The sequence below is a fragment of the Pseudonocardia lacus genome, from assembly GCF_018531445.1.
Lineage (GTDB): Bacteria > Actinomycetota > Actinomycetes > Mycobacteriales > Pseudonocardiaceae > Pseudonocardia > Pseudonocardia lacus.
Window position 1 is genome coordinate 1 of the sequence record NZ_JAHDTH010000085.1, and the last position, 12,310, is coordinate 12,310.

The 12,310-nt window shown below is 76.2% G+C and carries 10 protein-coding genes; 5 read left to right on the forward strand and 5 right to left on the reverse strand.

The window, feature by feature from the left end:
* Both KIK08_RS19045 and KIK08_RS19050 read left to right on the forward strand, forming a co-directional pair.
* Positions 1 to 1,044: ATP-binding protein (locus tag KIK08_RS19045; protein ID WP_214404544.1), on the forward strand; the 1,044-nt coding region annotated here is incomplete at its 5' end.
* Positions 1,041 to 2,099 carry a tetratricopeptide repeat protein gene (locus KIK08_RS19050; protein WP_214404545.1) on the forward strand — a complete coding sequence of 353 codons (1,059 nt, stop codon included), beginning with the start codon at positions 1,041 to 1,043 and terminating at the stop codon, positions 2,097 to 2,099. The genes KIK08_RS19045 and KIK08_RS19050, both read left to right, overlap by 4 nt.
* A 6-nt stretch (positions 2,100 to 2,105) precedes the next feature.
* On the opposite strand, the gene KIK08_RS19055 is transcribed toward KIK08_RS19050, so the two are convergent.
* Complete coding sequence (locus KIK08_RS19055; protein WP_214404546.1) at positions 2,106 to 3,485, reverse strand: MFS transporter; 1,380 nt, start codon at positions 3,483 to 3,485, stop codon at positions 2,106 to 2,108.
* 56 nt (positions 3,486 to 3,541) lie between these two features.
* The gene (locus KIK08_RS19060; protein ID WP_214404547.1) at positions 3,542 to 4,228 is read right to left on the reverse strand and encodes an NUDIX hydrolase; all 687 of its coding nucleotides are present in this window, start codon (positions 4,226 to 4,228) and stop codon (positions 3,542 to 3,544) included.
* 65 nt (positions 4,229 to 4,293) lie between these two features.
* Between KIK08_RS19060 and KIK08_RS19065 the strand changes: the two genes are divergently transcribed.
* The 3 genes from KIK08_RS19065 (at position 4,294) to KIK08_RS19075 (ending at position 7,085) form a co-directional block, all read left to right on the forward strand.
* Entirely contained in the window at positions 4,294 to 5,223 is a 930-nt protein-coding gene (locus KIK08_RS19065) for an ADP-ribosylglycohydrolase family protein (RefSeq protein WP_214404548.1), read from the forward strand.
* Positions 5,224 to 5,486: 263 nt separating this feature from the next.
* Positions 5,487 to 6,467 (forward strand): proteasome assembly chaperone family protein, encoded by a 981-nt coding sequence (locus KIK08_RS19070; RefSeq protein ID WP_214404549.1) that lies wholly within the window; start codon positions 5,487 to 5,489, stop codon positions 6,465 to 6,467.
* A 9-nt stretch (positions 6,468 to 6,476) separates the two neighbouring features.
* A complete protein-coding gene (locus tag KIK08_RS19075) occupies positions 6,477 to 7,085 on the forward strand; it encodes a DsbA family protein (RefSeq protein WP_214404550.1) in 609 nt (202 codons plus the stop codon).
* Positions 7,086 to 7,199: 114 nt separating this feature from the next.
* Here KIK08_RS19075 and KIK08_RS19080 read toward each other — a convergent pair whose 3' ends face one another.
* The 3 genes from KIK08_RS19080 to KIK08_RS19090 all read right to left on the reverse strand — a co-directional run bounded on the left by KIK08_RS19080 (position 7,200) and on the right by KIK08_RS19090 (position 12,136).
* Positions 7,200 to 8,822 carry a carboxylesterase/lipase family protein gene (locus tag KIK08_RS19080; RefSeq protein ID WP_214404551.1) on the reverse strand — a complete coding sequence of 541 codons (1,623 nt, stop codon included), beginning with the start codon at positions 8,820 to 8,822 and terminating at the stop codon, positions 7,200 to 7,202.
* Positions 8,823 to 8,918: 96 nt separating this feature from the next.
* The gene (locus KIK08_RS19085) at positions 8,919 to 11,159 is read right to left on the reverse strand and encodes a glycoside hydrolase family 3 C-terminal domain-containing protein (RefSeq protein WP_214404552.1); all 2,241 of its coding nucleotides are present in this window, start codon (positions 11,157 to 11,159) and stop codon (positions 8,919 to 8,921) included.
* An 11-nt stretch (positions 11,160 to 11,170) separates the two neighbouring features.
* Entirely contained in the window at positions 11,171 to 12,136 is a 966-nt protein-coding gene (locus KIK08_RS19090) for an NADPH:quinone oxidoreductase family protein (protein ID WP_214404553.1), read from the reverse strand.
* Positions 12,137 to 12,310 lie beyond the last annotated feature (174 nt).

The window sequence follows — 12,310 nt, forward strand, 5'->3', positions numbered from 1 at the left end:
CCTCCCCCGCCACCGGCGCCGCCGCCCGCGCCGCCGGCACCGCCGGTCGGACAACCCCCGCCGCGCCCGGACTTCGACTGGGAGCGGGCCGAGGACGACGTCTCCGACGTCCCGCAGCTGGAGCCGGCGTTCGTCGAGGAGGCCGGCGACCCGGTCGTCGAGGACGTGCTGCACAGCACACCGCCGGTCCGCCTCGCCGACGTCGGCGGGATGGAGCAGGTCAAGGAGCGGCTGGAGCTGTCGTTCCTCGGCCCGATGCGCAACCCCGAGATGGCGAAGGCGTTCGGCAAGGGCCTGGCCGGCGGCCTGCTGCTCTACGGGCCGCCGGGGTGCGGCAAGACGTTCCTGGCCCGGGCGGTCGCCGGCGAGCTCGGCGCCGGGTTCTCCGAGGTCGGCATCTCCGACGTGCTCGACATGTGGATGGGGCGCAGCGAGCGCAACCTCGCCGAGATCTTCCGGGTGGCCCGGCGCAAGGCCCCGCACGTGCTGTTCCTCGACGAGATCGACGCCCTCGGGCAGAAGCGCTCCCACCTGACCCACTCCGCCGGGCTGCGCAACGTCGTCAACCAGCTGCTCACCGAGATGGACTCGCTGTCGGGGAAGAACGAGGGCGTGTTCGTGCTGGGCGCCACCAACCACCCGTGGGACATCGACAGCGCGCTGCGCCGCCCCGGCCGCTTCGACCGGATGCTGCTGGTGCTGCCGCCCGACGAGCCGGCCCGCGCCGCGATCCTGCGGCACCACCTGCAGAAGCGCCCGATCGAGGGCATCGACCTCGACAAGCTGGTCAAGGCGACCGACGGCTACTCCGGGGCCGACCTCGCCCACCTGTGCGACACCGCGGCCGAGCGGGCGCTGGCCGAGTCGGTGCGCTCCGGGCAGGTGCGCCCGCTGACCACGAAGGACGTGCTCAGGGCGGCCCGGGAGGTGCAGCCCAGCACGGGGCCGTGGTTCGCCACGGCGCGCAACGTGGCCCTGTTCGGCAACTCCGACGGCAGCTACGACGAGCTGGCCGCGTTCCTCAAGAAGAACCGCAAGCTGTGAGCGAGCCGGGTGCGGCGCACGCCCACGACGCGCTCGACGAGGCGGGCGAGGCCGCGCAGCGCGCCGAGCACCTGCGCGTCGTCGGCCGCCTCGACGACGCCGAGCGGATCGCCCGCACCGCGCTCACCGCCGCCCCGGACGACGCGCGCCTGCTCGGGGCGCTCTCGGCGGTGCTGCTCAACGCGCAGCGCCACGAGGAGGGCCTGGCGGTGGCGGACGCGGCGGTCGCCGCGCTGCCCGACGGCGAGCGCGGCCACCGGCTGCGCGCCCTGCACCTGTCGATGCTCGGCCGCCACGAGGAGGCGGTGTGGGCCGGCTACCGGTGCGTGGAACTGCTCCCCGAGGACCCGGCCGCGGCCACCGGCTACGCCCGCACCCTGCAGCTCGCCGGGCGGCTGGGCGACGCCCTGCGCGTGGCGCACAGGGTGGTCGAGCTGGCCCCCGACGACGCCGAGTCCCACCTGCTGCTGGCCGACGTGGCCAGCGACTTGACCGACCCCCGCTCGACGGCGATCGCGCGGGAAGCCTACGAGCGGGCCCTGCAGCTGGACCCGGAGAGCGCCGTGGCCCGCCACGACCTGGCCGTGCTCGACGCCCGGGGGCACCGGCCGGCCCGGGCGCTGCGCGGGCTCATCGAAGCCGGTCAGCTGGACCCGTCCGAGCCGGCGACGATCCGCGCCGTCACCGCGGTGCTCTGGCAGCTGTCGTGGCGGCTGCGGATGTGGCTGGTCGTGGCCACCCTGGGCCAGTTGGCCGCCTCCTGGACCGTGCTCGGGTCGCGGATCGTCGCGGCGGTCGTGCTCGCCGCATCGGCGGGGCTGGGCTGGCTGACGGTGCGCGACCTGCCCCGCCAGGCCCTGCCGGTGGTGCGCGGGGCCGTCCGCACCGACCGGCCGCTGACGCTCACCTACCTGGCGCTCGCGTTCTGCCTGTTCGTCTACGTGGTGATCCTGGTCAGCGGCGTCGGCGTGGCAGCGGCGGCGGTCTGGGCGGTGCTGATCGGGCTGGGCTGGCTGGCGCTGATCATCCGGATCTTCCGGCGCCGGCGGGCGTGAGGGTGCTCAGGCCCGCCTGCGGCGGGCCAGCACCTCGCGCAGCGGCGGCACGACGACGCCCTCGGCGGCCATCTTGCGCCGCGCCCTGCGGCGGGTGACGAAGATCCCGAGCAGCGCCAGCGCCCACACCGCGTACTGCACGGTCCAGGCCGCCCGGAAGGACTCCGGCGTGTAGCCGCCCGGGCCGACGGCGCCGAGCACGACGCCGATCGCGAACGCCACCACCAGCGAGGCGGTGAAGCCACCGACGTTGACGATGCCGACGGCGCCGCCGCGGCGGTGGTCGGGGTTGAACGTGCGGGCGTAGTCGAAGCCGATCATGGAGCCGGGGCCGCCCAGCGCCAGCACGACCACCAGCACCACCAGCAGCCAGCGGGGGGCGGGCGGCGGGACCAGCAGCACCACCGTCCAGGCCAGGACCGTCGCCCCGATCACCGTCAGCACCAGCGACGAGCGGCGCAGCGGGTGGCGGGCGGTGAACTCCCCGAACAGCGGGCCGGCGACCAGGCCCCCCACGACCAGCACGGTCAGCAGCGCGCTCGCCGCGCCGGCCGACATGCCCTGCCCGGCCACCAGGTAGGGCACGCCCCAGAGCAGGGCGAAGACCATGCCGGAGAACTGGGTGCCCATGTGCGTCCAGAAGCCCAGCCGGGTGCCCGGCTCGCGCCACGAGGACACCAGGCCGCGCACCACGTCGCGCGGGCTCGGCGCGGGCGGCGGCTCCGGCGCGCCCGGGGGCCGGTCGCGCACGACGGCGAACACCGCGACCGCGAAAGCGACGCCCAGCGCGGCCGCCGAGACGAACGCGGTGGTCCAGCCCGGCCCGTGCAGCAGCGCGGCCAGCGGGATCGCCGAGAGCACCTGCCCGAGCTGGCCGATCAGGCCGGTCAGCTGGGTCAGCATCGGCACCCGGCGGGCCGGGAACCACGCGGTGACCACCGACAGCACGCTGATGAAGGTGAACGCGTCGCCCACGCCGACCAGCACGCGCGCGGCGACCGCGAGCGGCAGCCCGGTGGAGGTGGCCAGCAGCAGCTGGCCCGCGGCCATGGTGAGCCCGCCGACGACGACCATCCGGCGGGCGCCGAAGCGGTCCAGCAGCACCCCGACCGGCACCTGCAGCGCGGCGTAGACCATCAGCTGCAGCACCACGAACCCCGACAGCGCGGCCGGGGAGGCGGCGAAGCGCTCGGCCGCGTCCAGCCCGGCCACCCCGAACGAGGTGCGGTGCATGACGCCGACCGTGTAGGCGCCCAGGCCCACCGCCCAGACCACCCAGGCCGTCCGCGGCACCCGGCCGTCGTCCCGCGGGACGGGCCGCGGTGCGTTCTCGGAGGGGGACGGGCCGGCTGTGGTCTGGTTGGTCGTCTGGTTCGTCGCAGTCATCTCGTGTGCCCATGTTCCGCCGCTCGGGCCGCCGTCGGGCGGCCGTGCGGCCGGTCTCACTCCGGTCCGGGGGTGAGGTCGGGCACGTCGGCGCGGCGGAAGAGCCGCGCGGGCTTGCCGACCGACCCTCGGCTGCGGGCCGGGGTCTCGACCAGGCCGGGCAGCATCCGCCGGCGGAAGGTGTCCTTCTGCAGGTCGGTGCCGAGCACGGTCTCGTGCAGGCGCAGCAGGTCGAGCAGCGTGAACTCGACGGCCGCCAGCAGCCCGCGCGGGTCGGGGCGGTCGCGGTAGAGGGCGCGGGCCCAGTCCACCGCGCGCCGCAGGATCTGCGCGTGGTCGAAGGCGAGGTCGGTGCCGTCGGGCAGCTCGGCGCGACCGTCGACGACGGGCACCAGCAGCGCGTCGGGGAGCCGGTCGGCCGGCACCAGGTCGACGTGGGCGACGCTGAGCACACGGCCGCGGGCATCGCGGTGCGGGTCGTCGAAGACGCCGAGCTGCTCGGGATGCTGCCCGGTCACACCCGCCTTGTCGCGCAGCGCGCGCAGGGCCGCGTCGGCCAGCCGCTCGTGCTCGTGCACGAACGTGCCCGGCAGCGACCACGAGCCGGCCGCGTACCCGCTCGTCCGCCGGTGCACCAGCGCGGCGAGTCGCTGGTCGCGCACCGTCAGCAGCGCGACGTCGACCGCCACCGACGGGCGCGGCCAGTCGGCCAGCGAGCGTCCCGAGTCGTCGCGCCAGTCCATGGTTCGACAAATTAGCTCATTTCTGCTCTTATTACTTAGCGCATGTGTGAGCTAAAGGGGGCGCGATGACCACCACCAGACCCGGCACGATCGCCGACCGGGCGGCGGGCGTACTGCTGGCCGGCGCGACCGGAGACGCCCTCGGCGTGCCATACGAGTACGGCTCGCGACCGCTGCCCCCGCCGGGCGAGCCGCCGCGGATGCTGGGCGGGGGGCTGGGGAACATCGCTCCCGGGCAGTGGAGCGACGACACCGAGATGGCCTGCGCGATCGTGCTGGCCGCCGCGGACGGGGCCGACCTGCGCACCGAGGAGGGCCTCGACGCCGTCGCCGACGGCTTCCTGCGCTGGTACGCCGAGGACCCGCCGGACGTCGGCGCGCAGACCCGCGCCGTGCTCGACGGCGCCCGGCCGGGGCGGGGGTCGGCGCAGCGGCTGCGGCACCGGGCCGCCGACCTGCACGCGCGCACCGGGCGCACCGCCGGCAACGGCTCGCTCATGCGCACCGCACCGGTCGCGCTGGCCCACCTCGGCGACACCCCCGCGATCGTCGAGGTGGCCACCGCGATCAGCGAGCTGACCCACCACGACCCCGACGCGGGCGAGGCGTGCGTGCTGTGGTGCCTGGCGATCGACCACGCCGTGCGCACCGGCGAGGTCGACGTCCGGATCGGGCTGCCGCACGTCGGCCCGCACTGGGCGGACCTGCTCGACCGGGCCGACGATCCCGAGCGCTTCGGCGCGGACAACGGGTGGGTGGTGTCGGCGCTGCAGGGGGCATGGGCCGCCGTGCGCCGGGCGGACGGCGTCGCCGACGGGCTGGAGCGGGCGATCCGCGGGGGCGGCGACACCGACACGGTCGCCGCGATCGCCGGGGGCCTGCTCGGGGCCGTGTTCGGCGCGGCCGCGGTGCCGACGCACGAGGAGTTGCACGGCTGGCCCGACCTCACCGGTGACGACCTCGTCGCGCTGGCGGTCGCGCTCCTGCCCGCCTGACCACACCCGTGGCGGACATTCCGCCCTTCCGCCGCACCGATCTGCGACCGCGGCGCCGGAAGCGGGATGCTGTACGTCCACAATCACGTTGTCCCTGGGAGGTCCCGCCGACGGCGGCGACCGACCCGCGACCGGCCCGGACGCAGTGGACCGGGCCGGCGGGGTGGGACGAGTGTCCGGGCCGGCGACGCAGCCGGGGCCCCGCGCGCGACGCGGGGACCGGACGGGTGTCGGACGGGTGACGGACGAGACGGAGGTGCGCGGTGCTGGAACCGACCGGGTTGTACGAGGTGGCGCCGGATGCGCCGCAGCTGGACGGGCCGGTCCTGCTGGTCGCGCTGGACGGGTTCGTCGACGCCGGGGCCGCGGCCCGGCTGGCCGTGGAGGCCGTCCTGGAGGGCCAGGAACCGCGGCGGTTGGTGCGCTTCGACACCGACCAGCTCGTCGACTACCGCTCGCGGCGCCCGCCGCTGCGGTTCGAGACCGACCACTGGGCCGACTACACGGCGCCCGCGCTGGATGTCGTGCTGCTCTCCGACAGCGGCGACACGCCGTACCTGCTGCTCGCCGGCCCCGAGCCGGACGTGCAGTGGGAGCGGTTCTGCGCGGCGGTGCAGCAGGTCGTGCGCCGGTTCGGGGTCCGGCTGGTGATCAACCTGACGGCGATCCCGATGGCCGTGCCGCACACCCGGCCCATCGGGGTGACCGCGCACGGCACCCGCCCCGAGCTGACCGAGGGCCACGAGGCGTGGTTCGCCACGGCCGAGGTGCCCGGCAGCGCCGTCGGGCTGATGGAGCTGCGGCTGGGCCAGTCCGGGATCGACGCGATGGGCTTCGCCGTGCACGTGCCGCACTACCTGGCCCGGGCCGAGTACCCGCACGCCGCGCGCGTGCTGCTCGACCACGCCGGTCTGGCCGCCGGGCTCTACCTGCCCACCGGGTCGTTGACCAAGGCCGCCGAGCGCGCCGACGCCGAGATCGCCGAGCAGGTGGCGGGCTCGGACGAGGTGCGCCAGGTGGTGCAGGCCCTCGAACGCCAGTACGACGTCGTGACCAGCGGACGGGGCCAGCACCCCACGACCGGGCTGTCGGGGGAGCTGCCCAGCGCCGACGAGCTCGCCGCCGAGGTGGAGCGGTTCCTCGCCGACCAGGACGGGACCGAGGACGGCACCCAGAGCGGGACGGGCACCGACGGCCCCGACGAGGGCCCGGACGACCCCACCCCGCCGCGGCCGGTGGCGTAGCGTCCGACCATGACCCGCGCGGCCACCGACCCGACCCCGCTCGACTTCTTCTTCGACCCGGTCTGCCCGTTCACCTGGGCGACCTCCCGCTGGGCCACCGAGGTGGCCGCGACCGGCGCGGCCACCGTCACCTGGCGGCTGATGAGCCTGGGGGTGCTCAACGAGGGCAAGGAGATCCCCGAGCAGTTCCGGGCCGGGATGGCGCAGGGCGCGCGGGCGCTGCGGGCGCTGGCCGCGGCGGCCGACGAGGGCGGCAACGACGCCGTGGCCGCCCTCTACACCGCGCTGGGCACCCGCCGGCACGGGAAGGGCGAGCCCTACTCCGACGAGGTCATCGCCGACGCGGTGGCCGAGGCCGGTCTGCCCGCGTCGGTGGCCGCCGCGGTCGACGACGAGGCCCGCGACGCGGCCGTGCGCGCGAGCCACGAGCAGTCCCAGGCCGCGGTCGGCCAGGAGTCGGGCAGCCCGGTGCTGCGCATCGGCGAGGTGGGCTGGTTCGGTCCCGTCGTGGCGCCCTCCCCCACCGGCGACGAGGCGCTGCGCCTGTTCGACGCGCTGCGCACGCTGGCCACCGTGCCCTCGTTCAGCGAGCTGAAGACGAGCCGCGGCGCGCTCTGAGCCTCAGCCCGACCGGGTGGGCGGGGCTCGGCACTCCCGGGCACCGGCGTGGTGGCCCGCAAGCCCGTGGGCCACCGGCCCCCGGTCCAGGGCCGTCAGCGGAACGGCCGGACCTCATCGTGGGCGCAGGTCGGCGTCGAGGACCTGCGCCAGCCCCGCCCAGAACGCGCAGCGGTGCTCGGCGGCCACGTCGACCGCGGCTGTGCCCTCGGCGCTCAGCCGCACGAACCCGCCGTCGCGGTACGTGGGCCAGTCCGGGCCGGGGGCGCCGGTCCGGGCGAACGACGCCCAGTGGTCGATCAGCTGGTCCGCGAGGCGCTGCTCCTCGGGCGTGCGGGTCGACGGCCGGGCTCCGGGGAAGGCGCTGTCGAAGAAGAACGGCACGTCGGCGCCGTGCGGAGTGCCCAGCACCAGCTCGCCCGCGCGGTCCGCGACGGGCTGGACGAACTCGTAGGCGTAGGTCGGGGCGGTGCGGGCCGGGGCGTCGAGCAGCGCCGGCTGGGTGCAGGCGCCGGTGGTGGCGCCGTGGTCGGTCAGCGCGGTGGCCAGCGCGGTGCCCGGGGTCGGGAAGTCCGCGGCCGGGTACTCGGCGGCGATCGAGGCACCCGCCCGCGGCCCGTACAGCGCGGCGAGGTCGCCCGGGTAGGACTCGGCGGTCACCGGGTTCCCGGCGAGGTCGCGGAACTGGGCGACCCTGGCGGTGTTCTCGTCCCGGGTGCCACCGTGGATCATGGGCAGGTCGGCGGCGGAGCCGTCGCGGATGGCGTCGATCGGGTGCTCCGGGAGCGTGGCGGTGCCGACCACCGGGAGGAACGGCGCGTCGGCGATCAGCGCGCCGACCTGTCCGACGTCCTCGGCGTAGACGGTGACCAGGCGCTCGGGCGGCAGGGCCCGCAAGCACCCCGCGGCGGTCGCCGGGTCGGGGCAGCCCGCCGCGGCCGCCCGCGCCAGGCCGCGCCGCTCGGCGTCCGCGCGCGGCAGCATGGGGTTGCTGCACGGCGCGCTCTGCACGACGGCCTTGTGGAACAGTCGGCGCGCGCCGGGGGCGGCGAGCTGGGCGCACACGCCGAACCCGCCCGCCGACTCGCCCCACAGCGTCACGTTGCCCGGGTCGCCGCCGAACGCCGCGACGTTGTCGCGCACCCAGCGCAACGCGGCCTGCTGGTCGGCCAGCCCCAGGTTGCCCGCGTCGGGGTCGTCGAGGGCGGGGTGGGCCATCCAGCCGAAGGCGCCCAGCCGGTAGTTCAGCGTCACCACGACGACATCGCCGCGGTCGGCCACGCGGGCGGCGTCGTACACCGCGCCCTGGCCCGAGGAGAACCCGCCGCCGTGCAGGAAGACCATGACCGGCAGCGGTCCGCTGCGCTCGCGCGGGACGTCCAGGCCCAGGTAGAGGCAGTCCTCGTCACCGGTGACCACCGGCGCGCCGTCCTGACCCCGCTCCCAGGACTGGGTGCACGCCGGTGGCAGCGCCGTCGCGTCGCGGACGTCGGTCCACGGGGCGGGCGGCCGCGGGCCGCGGAAGCGCAGCTCGTCCACGGGCGGCGCGGCGTACGGGATGGCGCGGAAGCGGTCGACGCCGTCCAGCTCGGCCCCGCGGACCGGCCCGTCGGCCGTCATGACGACCGGCGGGCCACCCGGTGGGGTCGGGGCGGGGGCGGGCGCCGCGCAGGACGCGAGCGCGGCGGCGGTGAGGGCGGTGAGGGCGGCGGCGCGGAGCGCCCGGTGTCGTCTCATGCCACCGGAGGGTCGACCCCGGCAGCCGCGGGCACGTCCTGCCGCAGCGGTATCCGCTCGTGCTCGCCGGGACGTAGGGGACGACCCGGAGCCCGGTCAGGGTCCGATGGCGCGCAGCACGTCCGGGGTGATCCCCAGGCCGGGGAAGGTGGCCAGCCGGGCCAGCGGGAAGTTGCCCAGCATCCGGCTCAGCTCCGCGCTGGCCAGGATGCCGCGCGGGCGACCCCGCCGGTCCACCCCGACGGCGGCCCGCAGGCGCTCGGCGCCGTCCGGGTCGGCCAGCCACTCGTCCAGCGTCGCCCCGGAGCCCAGCGGCGGGCGCACCGGCTCGGCGGGCACCTCCACCGACGTGGTGAGCCGCAGGTCGCGCGAGGAGGCCCCGACGGCCAGGTCGAAGCGCCCGCCCTCCAGCACCCACCGGCCCGCCGCCGTCGACCAGTACGACAGGTCGCGCGCCCCGAGCCGGAAGCGCACGGCGCGCGTCTGCCCCGGCTCCAGCGCGACCTTGGCGAAGCCGCGCAGCTCGCGCACCGGCCGGGCCACCGCGGCGTGCGGGTCGCCCACGTAGAGCTGCACGACCTCGGTGCCGGGCCGGGCACCGGTGTTGGTGACCGCCACCGCCACGTCGACGGCCAGGTCGCCGTCGTCGGCGCTGCCGGTGACGGCGACCTCCAGGTCGGCGTAGCCGAACGAGGTGTAGGACAGCCCGTGCCCGAACGGGTACGCGACCGGGCGGTCGGCGGCGTCGAAGCCGCGGTAGCCCACGAAGACGCCCTCGCCGTAGCGCACGTGGCCCAGCTCGCCGGGGAAGTTCAGGTGCGAGGGGGTGTCGGCCAGCCGCAGCGGGACCGTCTCGGCCAGCCGCCCGCCCGGCTCCGCCGCCCCGACCAGCACGTCGGCGATCGCGCCGCCGGCCGCCTGCCCGGACAGCCAGCACTCCAGCACCGCCGCGGCGTGCCGCTCCCAGTCCGAGGTGCGCACGACCGAGCCGTTGGACAGCACGACGACCACCCGCGGGTTGGCCGCGGCCAGCCGGGCCAGCAACGCGGTCTGGTTCGCCGGGAGGTCGATGTGGGTGCGGTCGAAGCCCTCGGACTCCGCGCTCGCCGGCAGGCCGAGGAACGCCACGACCACGTCGGCGTCCGCCGCGACCCGTTCGGCCTCCGCGGCCAACTGCTCGTCGGCGGCGACGTCGGGCTCGATGGTGAAGCCCGCGGCGAAGCGGACGTCGACCTCGTCGGGCAGGGCCCGGCGCAGCTCGTCGAGCGGCACGTCGACCCGCGTCGGGTTGACCTGCGAGCTGCCCGCGCCCTGGTAACGCGGGGTGCGGGCGAACTCGCCGACCACCGCGACCGCTCCCCCGGCGGGCACGTCCAGCGGCAGCAGGGCGCCGTCGTTGCGGAGCAGGACGGCGCACTGCGCCGCGACCCGGCGGGCGAGGGCGTGGTGGGCGTCCGCGTCGACCGGTTCGGCGGGCGCACCGGCGCCGACCCGGTCGCCGAGCGCCAGCACCCGTCCCGCCGCGGTGTCCAGCTCGGCCTCGGCCAGCTCGCCCGAGCGCACCGCGGCCACCAGGGCCGCGTCGCTGACCCCGAGGTTGGGTGGCATCTCCAGGTCGAGCCCGGCGGCCAGCGCGGCGACCCGGTCGGCCACCGCGCCCCAGTCGGACATGACCAGCCCGTCGAAGCCCCACTCGTCGCGCAGGACCTCGCTGAGCAGCCAGCGGTTCTGCGAGGCCAGCACGCCGTTGACGGCGTTGTAGGCGCACATCACCGTCCACGGGCCGGCCTCCCGGACCACCCGTTCGAAGCCGGCCAGGTAGATCTCGCGCAGCGTGCGCTCGTCGACGTCGGCGCTCACGCGCAGCCGGTCGGTCTCCTGGTTGTTGGCCGCGTAGTGCTTGACGCAGGCCCCGACGCCGCGGCTCTGCACCCCCCGCACCATCGCCGCCCCGAGCACCCCGGAGATGAGCGGGTCCTCGGAGAAGTACTCGAAGTTGCGCCCGCACAGCGGCGAGCGCTTGATGTTGATGCCCGGCCCGAGCAGCACGCCCACGCCCTGCGCCGCGGCCTCCGCGCCGAGCGCGGCACCGACCCGCTCGACCAGCTCCGGGTCCCAGGAGGAGCCCAGCGCGGAGGCCGTCGGGAAGCAGGTGGCCGGGACGCTCCCGCCGATCCCGACGCCGCCCTCGGCGGGCTTGCGCAGGCCGTGCGGGCCGTCGGCGAGTACCACCGAGCCGATGCCCAGCCGCTCGACCGGCGCGGTCCGCCAGATGTCGGCGCCCAGGCACAGCGCCGCCTTCTCCTCGACGGTCAGCTCCGCCGCCCGGGCGCCCACGGCCGGCCCGCTCAGACCGTCAGCACGATCTTGCCGGTGACCTCGCGGTCGTCGATGCGCCGCAGCGCCGTGGCCGCCTCGGCCAGCGGGAAGCTCTCGACGATCATCGGGTCGAGCGCGCCCGAGCGCAGGTGCGGGATCAGCTCCTGCCACTCCTTGGCCGCGTAGCCGGGCCGGGAGAGCGCGTAGGCGCCCCAGCCGACGCCGACCACGTCGATGTTGTTCAGCAGCAGCCGGTTGACCTTCACCGTGGGGATCTCCCCCGCGGTGAACCCGACCACGAGCAGCCGGCCGTCCGGGGCGAGGCAGCGCAGCGAGTCGGTGAACCGGTCGCCGCCGACCGGGTCGACCACGACGTCGACACCGCGGCCCTCGGTCAGTCCCTTGACCGCGTCGCGGAAGCCCTCCACCGGCACCGTGTCCTGCGCGCCCGCACGGCGGGCCACCTCGGCCTTGGCGTCGGTGGACACCACCGCGATCACCCGGTTGCCCAGTGCCGCGGCGAGCTGGACGACCGCGGTGCCGACCCCGCCCGCGGCGCCGTGCACCAGCACGGTCTCGCCCTTGGCCAACCGGCCGCGCGCCAGCAGCGTGAAGTGCGCGGTGAGGTAGTTCATCGGCAGCCCGGCCCCGGCCTCGAACGACACCTCGTCGGGCAGCGGCAGCACGCGGTCCGGGTGGCAGGCCACCACCTCGGCGAACGCCGCCTGCCCGGGGAACGCGGCGACCCGGTCGCCCGGGGAGAACCCCGAGCCCTCCGGCGCCGAGCGCACCACGCCGGCCGCCTCCGACCCGAGCACGAACGGCAGCTCCGGCTTGTACTGGTACTGGCCCTTGGACTGCAGCACGTCGGGGAAGTTCACGCCGACCGCGCGGACGTCGATCAGCACCTGGTCGGGCCCCGCCTCCGGCTCGGGCACCTCGCCGACCTCCACCGCCGAGGGACCGTCCAACGCCACAACCCGCACTGCACGCACCGTGAATCCTCTCCGTCGAGCACCTGGGGGCCATCATGGTCACGCGATGCCGTCCGGCGCGAGACCTGACCGCTCTCGGTGTGGCCGTCGGCACGTCCGCACTTCCGTCGAGAACGAAGTTGTGGGGGGGGAGAGGGGCGGGGGGTGGGGGGCAGGTGGGGGGGGGGGGGGGGG

Coding starts and splice junctions, on each gene's coding strand:
- KIK08_RS19065 (WP_214404548.1), top strand. CDS start 4,294: ATGACCACCACCAGACCCGGCACGATCGCCGACCGGGCGGCGGGCGTA.
- KIK08_RS19060 (WP_214404547.1), bottom strand. CDS start 4,228: ATGGACTGGCGCGACGACTCGGGACGCTCGCTGGCCGACTGGCCGCGC.
- KIK08_RS19055 (WP_214404546.1), bottom strand. CDS start 3,485: ATGACTGCGACGAACCAGACGACCAACCAGACCACAGCCGGCCCGTCC.
- KIK08_RS19080 (WP_214404551.1), bottom strand. CDS start 8,822: ATGAGACGACACCGGGCGCTCCGCGCCGCCGCCCTCACCGCCCTCACC.
- KIK08_RS19075 (WP_214404550.1), top strand. CDS start 6,477: ATGACCCGCGCGGCCACCGACCCGACCCCGCTCGACTTCTTCTTCGAC.